The 22438-nt window shown below is 29.9% G+C and carries 19 protein-coding genes and 6 tRNA genes; 24 read left to right on the forward strand and 1 reads right to left on the reverse strand.

The window, feature by feature from the left end; all coding sequences use genetic code 4:
* The first annotated feature begins 58 nt into the window (after nt 1–58).
* The 13 genes from AAHM92_RS00510 to gatB all read left to right on the forward strand — a co-directional run bounded on the left by AAHM92_RS00510 (nt 59) and on the right by gatB (nt 16249).
* Nucleotides 59–322 carry an HPr family phosphocarrier protein gene (locus AAHM92_RS00510; protein ID WP_023788881.1) on the forward strand — a complete coding sequence of 88 codons (264 nt, stop codon included), beginning with the start codon at nt 59–61 and terminating at the stop codon, nt 320–322.
* 118 nt (nt 323–440) lie between these two features.
* Entirely contained in the window at nt 441–1199 is a 759-nt protein-coding gene (locus tag AAHM92_RS00515) for an ABC transporter ATP-binding protein (protein WP_500222540.1), read from the forward strand.
* Nucleotides 1183–3003, forward strand: coding sequence for a hypothetical protein (locus tag AAHM92_RS00520; protein ID WP_500222541.1), 1821 nt, complete (start codon nt 1183–1185; stop codon nt 3001–3003). The genes AAHM92_RS00515 and AAHM92_RS00520 overlap by 17 nt, the downstream gene beginning before the upstream one ends.
* 109 nt (nt 3004–3112) lie before the next feature.
* Nucleotides 3113–4831 carry a phosphoenolpyruvate--protein phosphotransferase gene (gene ptsP / locus AAHM92_RS00525; RefSeq protein ID WP_500222542.1) on the forward strand — a complete coding sequence of 573 codons (1719 nt, stop codon included), beginning with the start codon at nt 3113–3115 and terminating at the stop codon, nt 4829–4831.
* A 61-nt stretch (nt 4832–4892) separates the two neighbouring features.
* The gene (locus AAHM92_RS00530; protein WP_023788885.1) at nt 4893–5369 is read left to right on the forward strand and encodes a PTS sugar transporter subunit IIA; all 477 of its coding nucleotides are present in this window, start codon (nt 4893–4895) and stop codon (nt 5367–5369) included.
* A 126-nt stretch (nt 5370–5495) separates the two neighbouring features.
* Nucleotides 5496–6500 (forward strand): CPBP family intramembrane glutamic endopeptidase, encoded by a 1005-nt coding sequence (locus AAHM92_RS00535; RefSeq protein WP_500222544.1) that lies wholly within the window; start codon nt 5496–5498, stop codon nt 6498–6500.
* An 8-nt stretch (nt 6501–6508) separates the two neighbouring features.
* The gene (locus tag AAHM92_RS00540) at nt 6509–7402 is read left to right on the forward strand and encodes a pseudouridine synthase (RefSeq protein WP_500222545.1); all 894 of its coding nucleotides are present in this window, start codon (nt 6509–6511) and stop codon (nt 7400–7402) included.
* 36 nt (nt 7403–7438) lie between these two features.
* A complete protein-coding gene (locus AAHM92_RS00545) occupies nt 7439–9346 on the forward strand; it encodes a hypothetical protein (protein WP_500222547.1) in 1908 nt (635 codons plus the stop codon).
* 74 nt (nt 9347–9420) lie between these two features.
* Nucleotides 9421–11040 (forward strand): hypothetical protein, encoded by a 1620-nt coding sequence (locus AAHM92_RS00550; protein WP_500222548.1) that lies wholly within the window; start codon nt 9421–9423, stop codon nt 11038–11040.
* Nucleotides 11041–11051: 11 nt separating this feature from the next.
* On the forward strand, nt 11052–13052 hold the full coding sequence (gene ligA, locus AAHM92_RS00555; RefSeq protein WP_500222550.1) for an NAD-dependent DNA ligase LigA: 2001 nt from the start codon (nt 11052–11054) through the stop codon (nt 13050–13052).
* Nucleotides 13052–13342, forward strand: coding sequence for an Asp-tRNA(Asn)/Glu-tRNA(Gln) amidotransferase subunit GatC (gatC, locus tag AAHM92_RS00560; RefSeq protein ID WP_023788891.1), 291 nt, complete (start codon nt 13052–13054; stop codon nt 13340–13342). Before ligA ends, gatC begins: the two co-directional genes overlap by 1 nt.
* Nucleotides 13342–14808 carry an amidase family protein gene (locus AAHM92_RS00565; RefSeq protein ID WP_500222551.1) on the forward strand — a complete coding sequence of 489 codons (1467 nt, stop codon included), beginning with the start codon at nt 13342–13344 and terminating at the stop codon, nt 14806–14808. The genes gatC and AAHM92_RS00565 overlap by 1 nt, the downstream gene beginning before the upstream one ends.
* Complete coding sequence (gatB, locus tag AAHM92_RS00570) at nt 14801–16249, forward strand: Asp-tRNA(Asn)/Glu-tRNA(Gln) amidotransferase subunit GatB (protein WP_500222553.1); 1449 nt, start codon at nt 14801–14803, stop codon at nt 16247–16249. Before AAHM92_RS00565 ends, gatB begins: the two co-directional genes overlap by 8 nt.
* A 53-nt stretch (nt 16250–16302) precedes the next feature.
* On the opposite strand, the gene AAHM92_RS00575 is transcribed toward gatB, so the two are convergent.
* Nucleotides 16303–16995, reverse strand: coding sequence for a potassium channel family protein (locus tag AAHM92_RS00575; protein ID WP_500222554.1), 693 nt, complete (start codon nt 16993–16995; stop codon nt 16303–16305).
* A gap of 95 nt (nt 16996–17090) precedes the next feature.
* Between AAHM92_RS00575 and AAHM92_RS00580 the strand changes: the two genes are divergently transcribed.
* The 11 genes from AAHM92_RS00580 (at nt 17091) to AAHM92_RS00630 (ending at nt 22424) form a co-directional block, all read left to right on the forward strand.
* Nucleotides 17091–18716: a TrkH family potassium uptake protein gene (locus tag AAHM92_RS00580; protein WP_500222556.1), complete on the forward strand. Its 1626-nt coding sequence runs from the start codon at nt 17091–17093 to the stop codon at nt 18714–18716.
* 515 nt (nt 18717–19231) lie between these two features.
* Nucleotides 19232–19307, forward strand: a tRNA-Asn gene (locus tag AAHM92_RS00585).
* Between the two features lie 8 nt (nt 19308–19315).
* Nucleotides 19316–19391, forward strand: a tRNA-Glu gene (locus AAHM92_RS00590).
* A gap of 13 nt (nt 19392–19404) precedes the next feature.
* Nucleotides 19405–19480 (forward strand) — tRNA-Val (locus AAHM92_RS00595).
* A gap of 9 nt (nt 19481–19489) precedes the next feature.
* A tRNA-Thr gene (locus tag AAHM92_RS00600) sits at nt 19490–19565 on the forward strand.
* 85 nt (nt 19566–19650) lie between these two features.
* Complete coding sequence (locus tag AAHM92_RS00605) at nt 19651–20025, forward strand: hypothetical protein (RefSeq protein WP_041612566.1); 375 nt, start codon at nt 19651–19653, stop codon at nt 20023–20025.
* 162 nt (nt 20026–20187) lie between these two features.
* A tRNA-Lys gene (locus tag AAHM92_RS00610) sits at nt 20188–20263 on the forward strand.
* A 5-nt stretch (nt 20264–20268) separates the two neighbouring features.
* Nucleotides 20269–20353: transfer RNA gene (locus AAHM92_RS00615), tRNA-Leu, on the forward strand.
* Between the two features lie 86 nt (nt 20354–20439).
* Entirely contained in the window at nt 20440–21279 is an 840-nt protein-coding gene (locus AAHM92_RS00620) for an HAD-IIB family hydrolase (protein WP_500222557.1), read from the forward strand.
* A 13-nt stretch (nt 21280–21292) separates the two neighbouring features.
* Nucleotides 21293–21595 (forward strand): thioredoxin, encoded by a 303-nt coding sequence (trxA, locus tag AAHM92_RS00625; RefSeq protein WP_500222559.1) that lies wholly within the window; start codon nt 21293–21295, stop codon nt 21593–21595.
* Between the two features lie 19 nt (nt 21596–21614).
* Nucleotides 21615–22424 (forward strand): Cof-type HAD-IIB family hydrolase, encoded by an 810-nt coding sequence (locus tag AAHM92_RS00630; protein ID WP_500222561.1) that lies wholly within the window; start codon nt 21615–21617, stop codon nt 22422–22424.
* Nucleotides 22425–22438 lie beyond the last annotated feature (14 nt).

A 22438-nucleotide genomic window follows, 5' to 3' on the forward strand; every position in this document is an offset into this window, starting at 1 on the left:
TTTCTTATCACAAGTATTTACTTTTCTATATAATATATTTGTTAGGAGGATATAAAAAATGACTTCATTTACAGCTAAAGTTATTGATCCAGTAGGATTACATGCAAGACCAGCTTCTGTTTTAACTAAGGAAGCTTCTAAATTTGCTTCTGAAATTAAAATAAAATCAGGAGACAAAGAGGGAAACCTTAAATCTATTATGAACGTTATGGCGCTTGCTGTTAAATCTGGTGCAGATGTTACAATCGAAGCAACTGGTGATGACGAAAAAGAAGCAATTGCAGCTATTGAACAAGCTATGAAAGATAATTCAATTATCTAAAATTAAAATGAGTAGTAACTCATTTTTTTTATTCTTAGGTATATATAAATATTTTAATTTTTAAAACTTTTTTACTAGACCAATAATGATATAATTCTTTCAAGATTGGAGTAAAAATATGATTGAAATTAAAAACCTTACTAGAACTTTTAAAAATGGAACAGGTATAAAAAATGTTTCTTTTAATATAAATAAAGGTGATATTGTTGCATTTATTGGCGATAACGGAGCAGGTAAAACCACAACAATTAAAGCACTTTTTGGAGAGGTAAGACTTAAAGAAGGGAATGTTTTGCTTAATGGGGAAAATCTTCACGAGAATAACAACTTAAAAAATGTGGCTTTTTTCCCTGACACAAACAATATACCTTTAGATATGAAACTTAACGAGTATATTCACTATTTGTGTGCCGCAAATGGTATGGAAAAAAAAGACTTTATGCCTAACATTGAGCCAATTTACAATATGTTGGGTTTAGATAAGCACAAGGGTAAAAAACTAAAAGAGCTTTCGGCAGGTTGAAAGAAAAAAGCTATAATGGCAAGCGTTCTTATTAGAGGTCCGAAATATATAATTCTTGATGAGCCAACAGCAAATTTAGATGTTGAATCAAAACTTGAGTTTATATCTATATTGAAAGAATTAAACACCTATGGTGTAACAATAATGATAACTAGTCACATAATAGAGGAATTACAAGAAATTGCAAATCACTTAGTTCTAATCAAAAATGGCGAAATTGTTTTCGATAAAATTATTGATAATCAAAAAGAAAGAATTATAGACATTTATAAAAAATTTGTAGATCCCAAAAAAATAGATCTAAGTAATCTAAATAATGTTTATAAAGGAGGACAAAATGGAAAAGCAATCTAACAAATTTGGTAACAAATTTAAAACAACAAAGATCCTCCTAGGGATTAACTTAAAACAAATATTAAGATATAAACCAACAATTATTATTGGTTCAATTGTATTAGTCTTGAATATATTACTATTATTAATTGGAGCTCACACAGGAAAAACTTTCGAGTCTGTTTTAACAAATTCATTAGTAACCAAGTCAATTTATTACATTATCGTATTATTCACTTTTGGTCTTTTTATGTCATTAGTCTCTTTGTTTTTTTATAAAAAACATATAAATGAAGGAATATTGAACATTGAATTAAGGGCAGGTATTAATATTTGAAATTCTTTTTTTCTAAGATATGTATTATCAATGATAGTTATATTAATGTATGTAACTATATATGTGTTAATCTCGTTACCAATTATTTATACTGGAAAATTAGATAGCGACTTAGTATCTAAAATTCAAGTACCACAAATATTATTTCTTTACTTCTTTGCGATAGTTGTATACCCATTTATAACTATAATCACTTCTTTATTTACTTCAGCTATAGGTACTCTATTGAATATTGTTGTTGTTCTTGCAATTTGTTTCACACCGATGGCAATTGGACTTTCAACAAAACTAAGTAATACAGGTAGTTTTGAAAAATATGAGAAAACTAAAAAACTTTCTTTAATTAATAAAAGATATGAGCTAGGAAGCGACTTTTATCAAAAATTTAAAAATCATTCTATCATGAAAGATGTGTTTACTGATTCAAAACCTTACGGTGAATTAGGTAACTTATTTAATCAGTTTTCTAAGGATGACGGAAAGATTTCTAATAATTTATTAGCAAGAGCCCTATTTATGGGACAATCAAGTTTAGAATCTTATACAACTAAAGATAATGTACTTAAAAATTGAAAAATTTATGATGACGTTTTAAAACCAATTTATGAAGTTACAAAAGATTATAAATCAGACACTACAATTAAAAACTTAGACAGTAATTATTTATTTGGTTCATTTACAAATCAAACAAGTAGATCACCACTTAACTTGAAAGTTTATTCAAATTTCCTAAAAGGAAATGAAAAAACAAAAAATTTATCTGAATTATTTGATTATGCAACATCTGTTTACGATAAATATTGATATGGATTAGCAAATGAATCATACATTTCAAATTACTCAATAAGTTTTAAAGGCAATTCTTTATTACCAAGAGTCGTTGGAACAACCAACTTGATATTGGGTGAAACAGGGAATTCTTCAAGACCTTCAGAAGAAGATAAACATGATTTAGAATATAACAAAGGTTTATTCAACTTTTATAATGAACACCCAGAATTAATGGTTATGAACTTTTTAGTTACACAATTATATAATGTTGCAACTAATTTTGATAACTTTAATTTCGTAGATGTATTCAAAACTTATCAAGAGGACTTAACTTTCGAAAATGCCTTAGAAAAATATAATAGTGTTTATAATAAGGCTAACCAATTCAATAACATCAACTTTTTAGGCAACTTCTCTTGAATATATAGAGGATATTCTAACGACCCCTTTTATATGGATTATTTTTATTCAGATCTTAGCACAACATTTATCACTCCTTATGAAGGGATCAAATATATAACACCAGCTGATATTCAATATGCTAAAGAAAAATCAGCAAGCAACCAGCTTTTAAAAAATTTCGAGCCTATATTTGACTCAAAATTAAAAGCAAAAGGTGGAATAAATTATTGATTATCTGTTTTATGTTGAATCGTAGCGACAGGAATATTCATATTATTCTCTGCTTTAATATTTAAAAGAAAATCTAAAATCTAAAACAAATAACCCTAACTTGGGTTATTTTTTTAATAAAAAAAACTAAAAATATAGGGGTAATAATTTTGTATAATAAGTATGTTTAATAAATTAGGAGGAATACGTAATAATGTCAACAAAATTAAATGGTATTGGTGCCAGCAACGGTATAGCTTTAGCTAAGGTTTATTTATTGGATGAACAACCAATCATAATACCTCAAAATAATATTACTAACACAGAAGAAGAATTAAATAATGTCAATCTAGCAATCATAAATGCAAAAAAAGATTTAGAAAATCTTCAAGTTATCGCAAAAGAGAAGTTAGGTGAAGAAAAGGCTGCTATATTCGAAGCACATGCGTCAATTTTAGAAGACCCTGCTATGGCTGAAGAGTTCACAGAATTAATAAAATCTAAAAATTATAACGGAGCAAAAGCAATCAGTGAAGTGGCAAACAAGTTTATTGAGATGTTTAATGCAATGGAAGATGAATATTTCAAAGAAAGAGCAGCAGACATTAAGGATGTTACAGATAGATTGATTAGATACGTTCTAAAATTACCTGTAGTTGATCTTGCTACCATTTCAGAAGAAGTTGTAATTGTAGCAGAAGATTTAACACCTAGCCAAACAGCACAATTAAATCCAAAATACGTAAAAGGATTTGCATGTAATATTGGTGGTAGAACAAGTCACGCAGCAATAATGGCAAGAAGTTTGGAAATACCAGCGGTTCTTGGTCTGAAAACAATATTGGAAGAAGCTAAAAACGGTGATATCCTTGCGATTGACGGTAACTCAGGAGAAGTAGAAATAAACCCAGTAAGTAAAGAAGAATGAATCAAGAAAGCTGAAAACTTCTTGAAGGAAAAAGCTGAGCTAGAACAATTTAAAACAAAAAAAACATTAACAAAAGACGGTTATGATAAATTTGTTTTAGAAGGTAACATTGGTAGTCCCAAAGATGTTAGTGCTGTCCTAGAAAATGGTGGAGAAGGAATAGGTTTATTTAGATCTGAATTTTTGTATATGGATAACGATCACTTCCCTACAGAAGAAGAACAATTTGAGGCATACAAAAAAGTTGTCTCAGATATGAATGGTAAAATAACTATTATACGTACACTAGATATTGGTGGCGATAAAAAATTATCTTACTTCGAATTCCCTCATGAAATGAACCCATTTTTAGGATACAGAGCAATAAGATTTACACTTGATAGAAAAGATATTTTCAGAGACCAAATTAGAGCATTACTTAGAGCAAGTGCTTTCGGTCCTGTTGGAATTATGTTCCCTATGATAGCAACAGTTGATGAGTTCTTAGCGGCTAAAAACTTTACTTTAGAATGTAAAAAACAACTTGAGAGTGACGGTGTAAGTGTCGGAAAAGACCTACAAATTGGTATGATGGTTGAAATACCAGCAGCAGCAATTCACGCTGAACAATTTGCTAAATACTCTGACTTTTTCAGTGTTGGAACAAATGACCTTATTCAATATTCTATGGCTGCAGATAGAATGAGTGAGCATGTAACCTACTTATATCAACCTTTTAACCCTTCTATTTTAAAGTTGTTGAAACTTACAATAGACGGAGCACATAAACACGGGAAATGAGCTGGAATGTGTGGAGAAATGGCCGGAGAACCAGACGCTATACCACTATTGATGGGTCTTGGGCTCGATGCTTATTCTATGTCTGCAACTAGTATTTTGAAAGCAAGAAGCATAATGTCAAAACTAACTACTCAAGAAACAAAAGATTTGGCTTCAAAAGCATTAGAGTGTGATACTTCGGAACAAGTATTAGAACTAGTGAAAAATTTGATGAAAAATAAATAAACTATTAAACTAATGCAATGTATTACGATATCATATTAATGAAAGAGGAGAGTGCTTAAATATGGGTTTATTCACAAAAAATAAAAGTATTGAAATTTTTTCACCAGTTGATGGTGAAATAATAGACTTAGCAAAAGTAGAAGACGAGGTCTTTGCAGAAGGAATGATGGGTGATGGTTTAGCCTTCGTACCATCTAATGGTGATTTTGTTGCACCAATGGCTGGAAAGTTAGTAACTGTTTTCCCAACCGGACATGCTTATGGAATAGAAAGTAAAAATGGAGTTGAAATTCTTTTACATATAGGTTTAGATACAGTTACTCTAGAAGGTGAAGGTTTTGATGTAAAAGTTAAACAAGGTCAAACAGTATCTGCAGGTGACCAGTTAGTTGTTGTTGACTTAGAGGAAGTGGCTAAAAAAGTTCCTTCTATACAATCACCTTTAATATTTACTATTGACTCTATGGAAGGCAAAAAGTTAGAAATAGTAAAAAAAGGAAAAGTAGCAAAAGGCGACTTGGTTGCAATCGTAAAATAAATTAATAAAATCTCAAAATAGTTTTGGTGAAGTTTAACCACAATTATAAAAAGAGATTTTTTTTATTTTTTTATTTCTTGCAGAGTTCTCGTTATAATTTAGATAGTGACAAAAAGGTGGCTTATTGTGAGTAATGTGAAAATTCATCCAAAAAATAAAAAAAACAAACAACTTGATTTTAAAAGTTGACAAGATAAACATTTTTCTACTAACCATAATTTTAAGTTTGATATATTAAACTGAAAAACTGACGGTATGATTTTTGCAAGTTCTGCATTATTTGTACCTTTATTGTTATCGATAATTTTCACAATTTTTTTCAATTTACAAAGTTCGGTAAATGTACAAGCGACACTCCAAATATTAACTCTTATATCTGTTGGTGTTGGTTTTATATTCAATTATATGCGAAACGGTTCGGGCTTTTGAAAAAATGGTTATGGATGATTTTACATTTATACATTCTTACAACCTGTATTAGCTCTTCTATTAAGTATCTTTTTATTGAGTATACCGAACTCAGATGATATCAAAAGTTTTTTAACCATAGGATTATATATTGTGTCAACCACCATCCTTGTTATCTTGGTCATGACTAAGGACCGTACTATATTTAAAAGAATTAAAGAAACTTTAAATACTCAAAAAGTAAAGTTATTACTTGTTACATTTGTTGGTATAGTGCTTATTTTGGCTATATGTCAAGGTATATTTGTATATTTGTATAACTGAATATTTAATATAAAAGGCGAATCTAATAATCAAGAAAGTTTAATAGGACCGCTAAAAAATAAAAACACACCTACCATAACAAAAGTTATTTACTTGTCTATTTTATTTATATATGTTGTTTTATTAGCACCTATTTGTGAAGAAATAGTAACTCGTAATTGCTGATTCTTGAATGTTTCTAATAAGTGGTTCGCATACATTACAAGCTCAATTTACTTTGGTTTTCTACACTTTGGTTTTACAGGTGATTATATTCATTCACTGAGCTACATATCAAGTGGCTTTATTTTGGGTGGTGCTTTTATTTTAACCAAAGGGAATGTAACTTACTCATGAATGTTACACCTAACTAACAATTTAATATCGTTCATACTAATATTAGTATCAATATTCATATAGGAGAAATAATGACAATTTTAAACGTAAATCAAAATGATGAGAATCAAACAATTTTTAACTTCATTAAAAAGAATTTTAAAACAACTAAACTATCTATAATTTATAAATGATTTAGAACTAACAAAATCAAATTAAACAATAAGAAAGTAAAAGATCAAAAACTTAAATTAAAAGTTGGAGATGAGATTAAGGTATACGACTCATCACAAAGTGTTTTAAGAGATGAATTCGTAATGTGTGATTTCTCTAGTTTAGATATTATTTTTGAAGATGAAAACATTCTTATTATTGATAAAAACCATAATGTAGAAATGCACTCGCAAATAAATCCTTGTCTAGATAACATGGTTAAGACATACTTAATAAGAACAAAACAATATAGTCCAGAAGAAGAAAATAGTTTTGTTGTTAGTCATGTTCATAGGTTAGATAAGCTGACAGCAGGACTAGTAATTTATGCAAAAAATAAAAAGACTTTAGATGTTATGCTTCTCGCAATACAAAATAAAAGGCAAATACAAAAATACTACCAAGCAACTTTGGAAAATGATAGTCTTCCCGAGGGCCTTGTTGAGGGATTTATATTATATGATAGTGAAAAGCAAAAATCTGTTTATTCCGAAATAGAAAAACACGGTTATAAGAATTGCCAACAAATTAATAAATTAGTTGATAAACTTAAGTATACTTATGAGATTCAACTCTTATCAGGCAGAAAACATCAGATAAGAGCAATATGTAGCTTTTTTAAAGCACCAATAGTTGGTGACTTTAGATATGGTGCTGAAAGAACGGGTGTTAAAGCAATTGGCTTAGTTGCAAGCAAGTTACGTTTCGAGAACTTTGAAAATGATTTAGCGTACTTAAACGGAAAGGAATTCCTATCTAAAAAAAGAGTTTAAATGATAAAATATTATTTATATAAGGAGGAGGACTAAATGGTATCTACAAAACAGGGCATTTTCAGTATTATTATTGGTACTACTATATCGCTTTTTAATGCCATAATTCAATTTTTAACTATTTATTGGGTTTTGGAAAAGTTTGGATCACAATTTAACGGGTTTATCAGGTTGGTTAGTTCCTTTTCGGCATTGATTGCAACTGCCGAAGGTTCTCTTGGTTTAGCAACAACAATTTTATTAGTTAAACCCATTGTTCAAAATGATTGAATAACCGCTAACGAAATTTATTCTACCTCAAAAAAAGCTTATAAAAAATCTGCTTTAACTAGTATAATTCTTGTCTTGTTACTAGCATTTATTTATCCTCTATATGTTGGTGTTTCTGCAAATGGTAGCATATTTGATACTTCTAGTTGAAAGCAAATTGGGTTGAATATCACTCAAAACGGCGAGACTACACTTTTAGGTTATTGAGCGCTACTGATTATTACCCTTATATTTGGTTTCAAAAACTTTGTAGGTTCTTATTGATTTAATGTCTACGAAAACTTAATCGCAGCAGATAACAAAAATTCAATTAGACGCTTAGTAATATTATTCACAGATATTGCAGTATATTGGATACTATTCTATTTGCTTAGTTTAAAAAATGTGAATGCAATAATTCCATTTATATCCATATTACTTTATTCGCCAATTAAAGGTGCAATGATTTATTTATATGCAAAAAAGAAATACCTTTGATTGAAATATTACAAGGATTTTAATAGTTTCAAACTAAATACTACCAAGCGAAAAATTGTAGTTTCTTCAATTGGTACATCATTATTATTAAATACTGACGTTATAATAGCATCACTTGTTCTTGGTCTTGGAGTATCTTCTACTCTTTCGCTATATCTTGTAATTGCGGTTAACACGCGTCTAATTATGACAAATTTTATTACATCATTTAGAGAGTTCTTTGTAGTTCTAGTTGCCAAACGGGGTAGAATTCAGTGAGAAAGCTACGCAAAATATGAACTTTATATTTATTTAGTGGCTGGGTTTACTTTTATAAATATGTCAATATTATCACCTTATTTTGCCAGTGCATTGTATGGTGATATTGCTCAAAAGTCTCTGGAAACATTGAGCGGTGAAGATGAAGCATTGAGATTCATGTTTTATAATCCGTACTTTTCTATACTATACGCTAGTTCAACAGCTTTAATAATTTTGTGCGAAGCACAAATAACCCTTATTCATGCAAAGGGTAGGTATGGGGAAGTATCGAAGTTCCAAAACTATGTAGGTTCTATTTATATAGTTTTAAGTTTTGCAATAAGCTATATATGTAAGATAACCAATGCAGGTGGGGAAAACTTCGCATTGGTGTCAGGTATCATTGCTCTTTACACAATTAAAATGATCTTTTTAGTAGCTAGATATGCTTATTTATGGTTTTATGTTTGAAAATACGCAACTTACAATTCAACTAAAAAACACGTTTTGAATAATTTTTTAATACTTATAGTACCGGCTATAACTATGAGTTTGATAAATTGATTCGTGATAAAAAATAAGTTTGATGTAGAATCATCAGCAAGAGGTAATGCACCTATTCAACCTTTAATCGGATTATTTTTTGGAGTTATTTTTGTTTCTGGTGTTGTGCTAGTATTGTTCGCTTATTTATTTTCTCCAAAAATGATGAACGGGATCATGATTAATATGCCATTGATTAACAAAATAGTAACAAAAAAACTCGCTGAGGAACGTCAAAAGCGATTTGAAGAGAATGGTATAGATGTAAACGATATTGTCGACAATACAGAACAACTATCACAAGCTCTTTATGGAATTAAAGATGACAGTGCAGCTGCCCATATTTCTTTAGAAACATTAGATATAAATGTCAACTCAAATAATGAAAAAATTTATATTATAAAAGGGAAATAACACTCCCTTTTTTATTTTTTTCTAGGCTTATTGTTGGTATGTTGGGAATGGTATAATAAATTTGGTGAAAAGAAATGACGAGTTTATCAATTTGATTCCCTATCGTGTTAACAATACCTATTATCTTTATGTTTTACACATCAGGGACTATTATATTAGAACTTTTAAAGTTTAAAATAAAGAATAGTTTTTCAGCAATTGCAGCTGGTTTTTTTACTTATTTCACATTTATATCAGTACTAACATTTCCATTACAACTTATTTCTGTACTACCTTATATTTTCTTTATATATTTCATATGAGCATTGACAATTTTGTTTATCGCTTTTTGTTTTGTTTTCTCAAAGTACTGACTATCAACAAACGTTTTCTCATTGAACACAATCATCTACATTGGAATAGTTGCTTTGATTGTAGGTATTAATTTTTTAAGTATCCAATTCGTAAATAACGTTAGTTTTGCACGACACAAAAACACATTATCAATATTGAACTGATTAAAAGATAATCCTGTTTCATTTTTCAATAACGCAACATTATTCAATTTTTTAGGTTTCAAACCATTTCAAGGGTGATATACTTTTCAGCTATCTTTGATAATATTGGGTAATATTGAAACCTACCAGTATCAAGATTTCATAAAACCTTTTTGTTTTATTATTGATGCATTTCTTTTCTCTTCGATATTCATAACTATGTTTGAGGCTTTAAAGAAAAAAACTAAAAGCATAAATACTTGTGCTTTGTTCGCCATATCTCTAATTATATTCTCAATAAGTAAATTATTGATAGCCTACTTTGACGCATCGTTCTGGGGAGGAGAGTCAATATTCATTTACTTAGTATTTTATTCAATAATGTTATTATTGAAGTACACCACTTCTGAGTATAGAGAAAGAAATAACACATTTTTTAATGGAATGGTTTTAGGTGGTTATATTTGTTTTTCTTGAGATAGTTCTTACCAAGTATTATTTCTTCTTTATGGATTTATATTTGTAATTCAAAAAACGTACTCTAGAAACTTCACTAAAGATTTACTAAAACTTTCTATATTCTCATTGATTGATATATTTTTCTTTAACATTGTCTTGGGTTATTATATACAAAGTCTTCTTTTCGGAATACTTACTGTCTTCTTAATATTGACTGCTTTTTGAATGTCTCGTAATTATTCGGTTGTATCAAAGTTTGAAATATTTATTGACCAAAAGACAAATTTCACAATATTGCTACTTCCTATAAGTTTTATGTTGATTTCCATCGCTATCACACTAGGTATGGAGCAGCCGTTTGTATCTACAAATGATAACTACCTTAACTTTCTTTACGTTTGAACTTCAATATTTAAAAATAAAAATGTTAACTTTTGAACAACTTTTATTCTCGCAATGGTTATTTTAGCCTTATCATTTTTTTGAATATTCATTAGGAAAAAAATTAGAACTACAGGGCTTACAGGAATTATTGATTTGATATTGATTAGTTATTTAACTTTCTACAATCCGATAGTTGTTAAGTTTATAAACTTCATATACCCAGATATGACAAAAACAAATGGTGTTGTTATGATAGTAATGGGTATAGTATTATTAAATGTTGTTGTTTATTGATTGTTCGACTTTATCAAAAGACGAAAAGTAAGCACAAATGAACCAGTTATCATTAAAAAATATACTTGATTAAGTTTATAGGAGATATTATTATGAGCAATATAAAGGAAAAGTTAGATAGCTTGAAAAAAAAGCTTAATGAGTGAAATCACGCATACTACGTTTTAGATGCGCCTTTGGTTTCAGATGCTGAATATGATTCACTTTTGAAAGAACTTATCGAACTAGAAAGTTTAAATCCAGAATTAGTTACATCAGATTCTCCAACTCAAAAGGTTGGGGGACTCGTACTAGATAAGTTTGCCAAACACAAACACCAGGTGCCTATGCTAAGTCTTAGCAACGCTTTTAACGAACGTGATTTGATTAATTTCGATGATCAAATATTTAAAAGTATAGGTAATAAAAATTATAATTACTTTGTTGAACCAAAAATTGATGGGTTATCTATATCTCTTCTTTATAAGTCCGGGGTTTTACAAAAAGGTGTCACAAGAGGAGATGGTTACTATGGGGAGGATGTAACTAATAATGTTAAGACAATAAAAAGTATTCCCTTAAAAATAGAAAATTCAGATGAATATTTTGAAGTTAGAGGTGAAGTTTTTCTTTCTAAAAAAGAGTTTGATAAAATAAATGAAAAAAGAAAAGAAAACGATGAACCTCTTTTTGCCAACCCCCGAAATGCCGCTGCTGGAACACTAAGACAATTAGACTCATCAATAGCAGCAAGCAGAAATCTAGATGCTTTTTTATATTATTATATGAATAGAATCAAATATCACAAACACTCTGAGTCATTAGGTTTTATTAACTCTGTTGGTTTTAAAGTAAATAAGTTAGGTAAATTATGCGAAAATATTAATGATGTCTTGGAACATATTGACTATATCAACAATATAAGAAGCGAACTTGATTACGAAATTGATGGAGTTGTTATCAAACTAGATAATTTTGATTTATATGATCAAGTTGGTTATACATCTAAATCACCAAAGTGAGCAATAGCGTATAAGTTTCCTGCAGAAATAAAAGAAACTTTATTGAAAGACATTTTTGCCACTGTTGGTAGAACTGGGAAAATAACTTATAATGCAGTTCTAGAACCTGTTCAACTTGCTGGTACTACTGTTCAAGCAGCCACTTTACATAATTCTGACTTTATCCACAATAGAAAAATAAAAGTTGGATCAAAAGTCAAGGTAAAAAAAGCGGGTGACATAATACCAGAGGTTATAGAAGTTGTTAAAGATGAGAATTATAATAACCTTGAAAATTGAAAAGAAACTCTTGAGTGTCCAGAATGTAAGTCAAAACTTGAAAGATTTGAAGATGAAGTAGACCAATATTGTATCAACAATTTATGTCCAAGAAAAAGAATCAGAAGTATTGAGCATTTTGTCTCTCGTGACGCAATGAATATCGAAGGTCTAAGTATAAAAATTATTGAAAAACTTTATGACAACGGTCTAATCAAAAAAGTTTCTGATTTGTATACATTGAAAACTAGCAAAGAGAAAATTTTAAGACTCGACAAAATGGGCGATAAGTCTGTCTCAAATTTACTTACAGCCATCGAAAGTTCTAAAAAAAACTCTTTGGAAAAAATATTCTTTGGACTAGGTATCAGACATGTTGGTAAAAAAACAGCCCAAACTTTGGCTATTAATTTTCAAAATATTGACAATATCCTAAAAGCTAGTTTCGAAGATTTTAGTAAAATATATGATATCGGTCCAATTGTTGCAAAATCAATAATAGATTGAAGAGAAGTAGCTCAAAATATAGATTTAATAAACGACTTAAAAGCAAACGGTGTTAATTTAATTTACTTAGGAAATATTGGAAGCGTTTTCAACGAAACCATTACCAACAAAAACTTTGTCATAACTGGAACGCTATCTAAACCAAGAAATCATTTCAAAGATATTTTAGAAAGCTACGGTGCTAAAGTTATAGATAGTGTTAGCAAAAAAACAGATTATCTTTTAGCAGGTAAAGATGCAGGAAGTAAATTAGAGAAAGCAATAAAATTAAACATAAAAATATTAAGTGAAGAAGAGTTCAACAATATGATAGGAGACATAAATTAATGAAAATCACAAAGAATTTGATAAAAGAGCTAGCAGCCGATGTTATGCTGGACTTGGATGAAAATGAGGTAAATGAAATTACAAACTTGGAAAATGATATTTTAAATAAGTTTGAAAAAGTTCTTTTAATAAATACCGAGGGTGTTGAGGAAGCACATTACCCTTTTGACTTAACAAATAGTTATTTAAGAGAAGATGAGGTTTCAAAAACAACACCAAAAGAAAAAGTTTTAAGAAATGCACCACAAACATCAGAAGGTTATGTGGTAATTGAAAAGGTAGTGAACTAATGGAAATAAAGTTTTTAAGTATTAAAGAACTAAACGAAAAATTAAAAAATCAAGAAATCACTATCTCCCAACTAACAAATTTAACTATCAAAAACCTAAAAGAAGAAATGAGCTCAAACTTTCTTGTGACTTTAACCGAAGATCATTGCCTTGAAAGAGCAATGGAGTTGGAAAAAACAAAAAACTTTGATAATCCACTTTATGGAATTCCTTATGTAACAAAAGACAACATTTCGACAAAAGACATTCTAACAACTGGTAGCTCAAGAATTTTATCAAATTACTATCCTACTTTTGACGCAACAATAACAGAAACCCTTGATAAGTCTGGTGCTATCCTTTGTGGTAAGGCCACTTTGGATGAACTAGGTATGGGGGGTACTGGACTTTTTGCGTTCAACGGAGAAGTTCGTAACCCTTTAGATAAAGAAAGAATAATTGGTGGAAGTTCAAGCGGAAGTGCTTTTGCAGTGGCTACTGGTTTAGTTCCTTACTCAACAGGGACAGACACTGGTGATTCAATTCGTAAACCAGCAAGCTATACAGGTATTGTTGGTTTTAAACCAACTTACGGAAGTATTTCTAGATATGGTGTGATACCATATTCTCCAAGCTTAGACCATGTTGGGTTTTTTACTAGAAGTGTAGAAGATATGGCTATATTGTGCGATGTTTCTTTCGGTTTAGACCACAATGACTTTACATCAATAGATAACAAACAAAGTTTTTCTGCAAACTTAAATGAAAAAAAAGAAAAAATTAAGTTTGGTTTTTTAACGTCTGTAGAAAAATATATGGATAAAAGTTTGCTTGGAAGCTACGAAAAACTTTTCGATAAGGTTAAAAAAGACGGCCATGAAGTTATTTTTGTAGACTTCAAAAAAGAGCTACTCGATGCTATAACTGCCGTATATATGATGATATCTTTCTCAGAAGGTGCAACCACACACGCGAACCTGGATGGTATTAATTTTGGTAAAAGGGAAAAAGGACAAGATTACCTTGAAATTATGCGAAACTCAAGATCAAAAAACTTTGGATCCACAGTGAAAAGAAGATTTGTTATTGGAAGTTTTCAGTTAAAAAAAGAAAATCAAGAGAGACTTCTTGCAAAATCTAAAAAGGTACGACGATTAATTAATGAAGAGTTATCAAGAGTATACGAAGAGATAGATATTTTAATTTTGCCACCAAGTTTGAATGTGGCACCTAAAGTTTCTGAAGTTCTAGGTACTGATGTAGAAGAAAGAGATAACGATGAAAAAGTATTTCTTGAAGATCTTTTAATTTTAGCTAACTTCAACGGTATGCCTTCAATAACTTTGCCTTTTATTAAATCCAACGGTCTTCCAATAGGTATAAATTTAAATGCCAGACCAAAAAATGACTTGGAATTATTACAAGTATCTAAGTATATAGAAGAAGTAGTTGCAAAACAAAAAAATGGGGGTGAGACAAATGACTAATTTTGAAGTAATAATTGGTATTGAAAATCACGTAGAGTTGAAATCAAATACAAAGATATTTTCACCCGCACCAGTTAATTTTGGCCTTGAACATAATACTCAGGTTTCCGAGGTTGATCTTGGTTATCCTGGAGCATTACCAAGTGTTAATAAAGAATGTGTTCGTCTTGCGTTACTTGCGTGTAATGCATTAAATTTAAAAATAGACCCCTTACTAAGATTTGATCGCAAAAACTATTTTTACCCTGATTTAGTCAAAGGGTTTCAAATAACTCAACAATTCTTTCCAATAGGGAAAGATGGCTTTTTAGAAATAGAACTAGATAATAATACTTCTAAAAAAATAGAGATAGAAAGACTTCATATTGAAGAAGACACAGCCAAACAGATTCACAAAGATAATTTGACATTTATCGATTATAACAGAAGTGGTATAGGGCTGATAGAAATCGTTACTAAACCAGTAATTAGATCTTCTGATGAGGCTGTTGCTTATGTAAATGGTTTAAGAGAGATTTTGCTATTCCTAGGTGTAAGTGATGTTAAAATGAACGAAGGGTCATTAAGATGTGATGTAAACATTTCTTTACGTCCATTTGGATATGACGGCTATGGTTCCAAAGTTGAAGTTAAAAATTTAAACTCGCTAAACAATGTAAAAAAAGCTATTGAGTTTGAAATCAAAAGACAATCAGACTTATTACTTAACGGGCACAAAATTCAACAAGAAACTAGACGTTTTGATGAAAGCAAACAAGAAACTGTCTTAATGAGAGTTAAAAACGATGCGGTTGATTATAAATATACACGCGAGCCAAATATTTTTCCGATAAAACTAAATGAACAATGAATAAATGAAACTATAATTAATGCACCTGAGTTACCATCAGTAAAAAGAAAAAGATACTTTGATAATTATAAATTATCAATGGATGATATAAATTATATTCTTTCAGACTTAAACTTGACATTATTTTTCGAAGAGACAATAAGTTATGGTGCTGATCCTAAAAAAGTGGCGAACCTTTTAATAACAGAAATAAAAGCAATATTAAATAAGGATAATATAACTCTGAAGGGGTCAAATTTAAAACCAAAAGACTTATTTGAAATCATCTCACTCACAGATAAAGGAGTTATTTCTTCAAAACATGTAAAAATGATCATGCCAGTAAAAATCAAAAGTAGTGAAAACGTGCTTTCAATTATAGAGAAAAATAATTGAAAACTTATAAGTGACACAGACGAAATCAAAAGATTAGTAATGCCTATTGTTGAAAAAAGCACTTCGTTGATAAAAGAACAATTTATAAATAGACCTGAAAGGGTAGAAAAGACAATAATGGGTGAGTTGATGAAATGTACTGGTGGAAATGTTAATCCAGATATTGCAATCAATATAATCAAAGAACTTGCAAAAGCAGCTTTTAAAAATCAATAATTGTACAAAATAAACTAAAAAAAGAACCTTGGTTCTTTTTTTAGTTAATGCTTTTATTCATACTCATCTTCACCCCGTATTTTAAGAACTAAGTCATTTATCATATGATTCTTAGCGAAAACGACTAATACATCGTCTTCTTTGAGAGTAGTATATTCATCGGGTATGACAATTTTACCATTTCTTTTAATTTGAACAATGTTGAAGTCTTTATTTGAGCTCAATCCAGCGTCTCCGATTGTTTTATTAATTACGTTTTTTTCTGCTACTTTAATGCTTGTAAAGACATATTCTCCATCGGTTGATTGAACCTCACTTTCAATATCAAAAAGCGACTTAGTTGCAACCATTTTTCCTGTTATTACATCAGGTATAATTACCTTGTCCTCGTCTAATCCAAGTGCTAATAAAATTCGTTTATGATGTTTGTCTCTTGCCTTAACGATTATATTTTCAACACCTAGATCAATTAAATTTAGAACAGTAAGTATACTTGCTTCCATATTTGTTCCAAAACAAACAATTACTCCATCAAATTGTGATATTCCATTTTTCTCTAGTGCTGCTTTGTTGGTAGTATCTAATACAACAGCTTCAATAGAGTCAAACTCAGACATGTATAAATTTAATTTTTCAACATTTAGATCGAATATTTTTATATGTTGTTTTTTTTCTTCTAAAGTCTGGGCTACAGATAATCCAAAATAATTCGCTCCCATAATAGCGAAACTTTTCTTTCTAGCCATATTTTGCCCCTCATTTCTTCACTCATTTTATTATATAACTCTTTTAAAGTTTGTTGTATAATTTAAGGTAGTTTTATTAATTAGGAGATGATTTTGTGGATAATTCTAATAATAACTCACTTACAACTGGTGAACCTATGTCTGGAAAAAAGAAAAGGTCAAAAAGAAAATACTCAACTGAAAAATCTGAGAAAACTTTTTTTGCAAAACTAAAAAATTGATGGCCGTTTTCTAGGGTTAGCGGTAGGATTATATCCGTTTACCTGCTTACTATTGTAATTGGTGGTTTTTTATTGAGCATTCCTGGTGTTGTAAAAGAGGAGTCTAATTTTTGAAACTTTATAACTGGTATGTTTACCGCCTCAAGTGCATTTTCTGACACAGGTATTACAATGATACAAACTAACACTGGATATAGCTTTTTTGGCCAGTTTTTAATATTGCTTCTTATACAAATGGGTGGGATCGGTATTCTAACTGTTAAAATTGTATTTTTAGTATTTTTAAATAAAAAAATTTCATTAGATGACCAAAGTGTCGCAAACACCGAAAGAGGAAGTAACTCTCTTGCAAACACTGTTGAAATGATTAAAGATGCGTTCTTCTTTCTCCTTTCTGTAGAAATTATCGGAGCATTTATTCTGTTTTTTGGATTTTATTTCACTCCAATGTCAAAGAGTTATTTGCAAGAGAATCCAAACACTACTACAAATCCATATCATAATTTTGGAACATCATTGTGAGCGTCTATTTTTCATTCAGTGAGTGCTGTTAATAATGCGGGATTTGATATCTTGAGTGGAAACTCATTGCAGCCTTATAATCAAGATGACTCAAGAGGTTACATTCTACAATTTACATTTTTAGCTCAATGAATTATTGGTGGTCTTGGTTATCCAACATACCATGATATTAAAAGAAAATTTCGTGCTAGAAAATTGGGTAAAACAGTTAAGTTTTCTTTATTCACAAAACTTAACTTTATAGTGTATGTAACTTTATTTATATTAGGTCCAGTTTTAGTGTTCCTTTCTGAATATTTAACGATCGAGAATAGTGCTATCTTACTTAATAAAGATAGTAACGGGGAGCACTCAGAAAAAATATGAAAACCAGCCTATGTTTGAATAATTGATATATTATTCAATGTTTCTTCTTGTAGAAATGCTGGTTTTGCAAGTGTGGATATTAATAATTTTACTGCTGGATCAAAGTTCATTTTATCAATTTGAATGTTTATTGGTGCAGCGCCTTCTTCAACGGCTGGTGGTATTAGAACAACGACTCTAGCAATTTGTTTTATAGCAATTTTCTCAATAATGAGAAATAAATCTTCTACAGAAGCGTTTAAGAAACGTATCCCAGACGAAACTGTTAAAAGAAGTTTTGCTGTTGTATTACTTTCCTTCATGATTGTGCTGGTCAGCATATATGTTGTTTATTTAGACTCTAACGAGATGTTGTTTAACACTGATGACTCAAAAAATACAGAGTCCACAATTATCAAACTAATTGTTTATGTTTGTAGTGCTTTTGGAACCGTTGGTTTTCAACCATTTACTAATGGTCAGATTATTCAAATGGGTGTCATAAGTAAAATTATGCTAGTAATAACAATGTTTATAGGTCAATTAGGTATATCTAATACTTTGTTGGCTTTCGTTAAACCTAAAAACAAACAGAATTACGGATATTTAGAAGAAGATGTAACAATCGGATAAAAATTAGTATACATATTAAATAAAATCTACACCTTCAAAAGTGTAGATTTTTTAACATGATTAAGTCACTTACAATTGATTTCAGTATCAATTATGAGCAATGTAAGTGGTATAAGATGGCATAAATCACTCATATAGCTTAGATTAATAATAAAAAAACTCGTTCTTTTAATCTAATAGCGTCTTTAGTTAGTGTATTAAGACTTTAAAACAATGTGAAAACTTTGCAACATTATAGGGTGCAATTGTGGGCAAGTATAATCAAAAGCTTGTGCTTGAAAGCTTTTTTATGAAAGAAAATCAGAGGTAGTTTATTGAAACACTAATCTTATCTTGGGTAAACAACAAAAAGTTTGTCATTGAACACTAAGTTGTAGATTTTTATCCAAAGAGTGATATCATTAACAAGTTCATAGATAGAGTTCTATCAAAAATAAAAAAAGAAAAAAAATTCAAAATTTTGTTGCTTTTATTTATATTTATATGCTATTATGAATAAGTAGATTTTGCTCTATGGCTTTTTAGCTCAGTTGGTAGAGCAACCGGCTGTTAACCGGTTGGTCGCAGGTTCGAGTCCTGCAAAAGCCGCCATTTTTTATGGCCTGTTGGTGAAGCGGTGAACACACACGGTTTTCATCCGTGCATACACGGGTTCGATCCCCGTACAGGCTACCATTATTTTATTGTTGGAGTGCTAGCTCAGTTGGGAGAGCTCCTGCCTTACAAGCAGGCGGTCGGCGGTTCGAGCCCGTCGCACTCCACCATTTTTTTATGCTGATGTGGCTCAATTGGCAGAGCAACTGACTTGTAATCAGTAGGTTGTAGGTTCAAGTCCTATCATCAGCACCATCAAAAGAATTTAAAACAATCTTACAAGAAGATTGTTTTTTTATTAAGTGAAATATTGTATCATTAAAGAAATATGGGGTACATAATGAAGAAATGAGTTTTTATTTTAATTATTATAGGGTCAACATTTTTGCTCTTAAATCAACTTTTGACACTTATATTTTATAAGACTGTTTCAACAGCCCTTGGTTCTTTCAATTTACTTGGTTATGGCATGGTAATTGGTTATTTAGTGGTTAACATTATATGGATAAGCACCTACACAATATTAACTTTACTAAAAGGGAAATTAACAAAAAACTACACAGGAGCAATACTAGGTCTAGTTTTCTCTGTGACTACAATTTTGTTATCTTGACTTTTTGTAACTTGAATTTTTTGGGCATTGAATCTTATATTTTCTATATTAATTACAATAGCAATGTCAGTTATCATTAAAGATAATAGAGAAAATTTATAATAATATATTTTATATCTTGTAAAAAATCCTAGTTAGATTTAAATAAGAATTTCTGTAGTTATATAATTGTAATTAATATAGGATTACGATAAAAATAATAATTTTTAGAGTTTTAGTTACACCTTACTTAAAAATATGTTATTATAATTTTGTTCAATTTTCGTCTCGTTAGCTCAGTCGGTAGAGCAACTGGCTTTTAACCAGTGGGTCATAAGTTCAAGTCTTATACGGGACACCATTTTTCCGGAATTGGCGGAATTGGCAGACGCACCAGACTTAGGATCTGGCGTTGTAAAACGTGGGGGTTCAAGTCCCTTATTCCGGACCATAAAAGATTTTAAATCATTCTTAAGAATGATTTTTTTTATTAAAAATTGGTAGAAAAACTATAATATAATTAAAAAAGGTGATAACGTGAGAAATGAATTTAAAGAAAAATTATTAATATTCTCTGACTTGGATGGGACTGCACTAAATTCTAATCATGAGTTTAGCGAACGAACGAAGAATACAGTAAGAAAAGCTTATGAAAACGGTCATTATTTTATTCCAATAACCGCAAGAAGTACTAAAGATGGAATTTTCACACAAGCTTTAAATATCGGAATTGATAAGTTGGGTGGAATAGCCGTATCAAATAATGGTACTCATATTTACGATTTTGAATCAGGAACTTGGTTACGTGAGATATATGTAAGTCACAAATTAATAAAAAAAATATTTAACAAAACATTTGGCAAGGTTGGCAAATATAAAGTTCACTATTTTGCAAACGACATAACTTATGTATATGGTCCAGGGGAAAATTCAAGATATTGAAGCGATATAATGAAGGTTGATTATAAGGTAATTGAGTCACTTGAAGAGATAACAAAACCAATATCACATTTAACAATAATCTTACCCGATAATGCTGGTGAAGTTGAGGAAAAAGAACTTCATAAAGACTTCAACTTTGCCAAAAGAGGTTTAGACATAATCAAATATACAAACAGAGTTTATGAGATAATACCCAAAAATATTAATAAAGGAGAAGCTGCACAATTTATTTCAAAACATTTTGCTAAAAAGAATAAATCTTTCCAATCAATATGTTTCGGGGATAATTTCAATGATATTCCTTTATTTGAAAAAACCGATTATTCAGTTGCTATGGATAATGCAATTGATACTTTAAAAAAAATAGCTACACACAAAACTCTTTCTAATAACGAAGATGGTGTAGCGCACTTTATAGAAAAAGAAATACTTTAAGGAGAAAAAGAAAATGGCAAAAATTATTACTAGTAAAGAAGAATTTAAAAACGAAATATCAAAATCAAACACTGTAGTTGATTTCTATGCAGACTGATGTGGACCTTGCAAAATGCTTGCACCCATATTTGATGAGGTAGCAAAGGAACAAACTGAAATAAACTTCATAAAAGTTAATACAGATGACTTGAAAGAAATAGCAAACGAATATGGAATAATGTCAATTCCAACTTTAATTAAATTTGAAAATGGTGAAGAAAAACAAAGACATTCAGGCTTTATAGGAAAAGACCAATTAATTCACTTTGCAAAGTAGGCACAACCAAAAATATAAAATGATAGCATTGGACCTTGACGGTACTCTGATTGGTAAGGGGAGAAAGGTTTCAAAAGAAAATATAAAAGCTATCAACATGGCTAGAGAAGCCGGAATGAAAATTTGTATAGCCACCGGGAGAAGCATAAGTAGAGTATTAAGCATTGCAAAAGAAATCGGAAGTTTCGAGTTTGAAGAATTTGTAATTTGTTTAAACGGCGGAGGAATATATAAATTAAAAAAAGATTTTTCTTACGAAATAATTAGAGAAGTATTTTTCGAGATTGAAGATGTAAATTCTATCTATGAAAAATCTAAGGAACTAAAAATAAATTGTTTTTCTTATATAGAAGACCCTAAGATATCTTATGTGATAAAAAAGGGCGGATTTTTTATTTGGTTCATGAAGAAAATAACAAATAGGAAACTTATCATTTTTAACAATAAAAACATAAAACATAGAGCATGTAAAATAATTGCTTGTGGAAAAAAGAAAAACATACAAGATCTTAAAAAGTTTATTGAAAATAAAAACTACGAAAGTTATGCTTGAAGTTATGTTTCAAAAAAAACTATGAACATAGAAATTAGTCCACCAGATGTCGATAAGGTAAATGCCTTAAAAATTGTTTCCAATATTTATAATATTCTTAAAGAAGAAGTCATTTATTTTGGTGATGGTGAAAATGATAGACGCTCAATAGAATGGGCTGGTGTGGGTGTTGCAATGGAAAATGCTTCACATTCTATCAAGAGTTTTGCAAACGAAATAGCGCCTCATCATAAAAAAAATGGTGTTTCTTATAAAATGCAACAATTTTTTAATTAAACTTGATTTCCTAC

The organism is Spiroplasma endosymbiont of Melanargia galathea, from assembly GCF_964031075.1.
Classification (GTDB): domain Bacteria; phylum Bacillota_I; class Bacilli_A; order Mycoplasmatales; family Mycoplasmataceae; genus Spiroplasma_A; species Spiroplasma_A apis.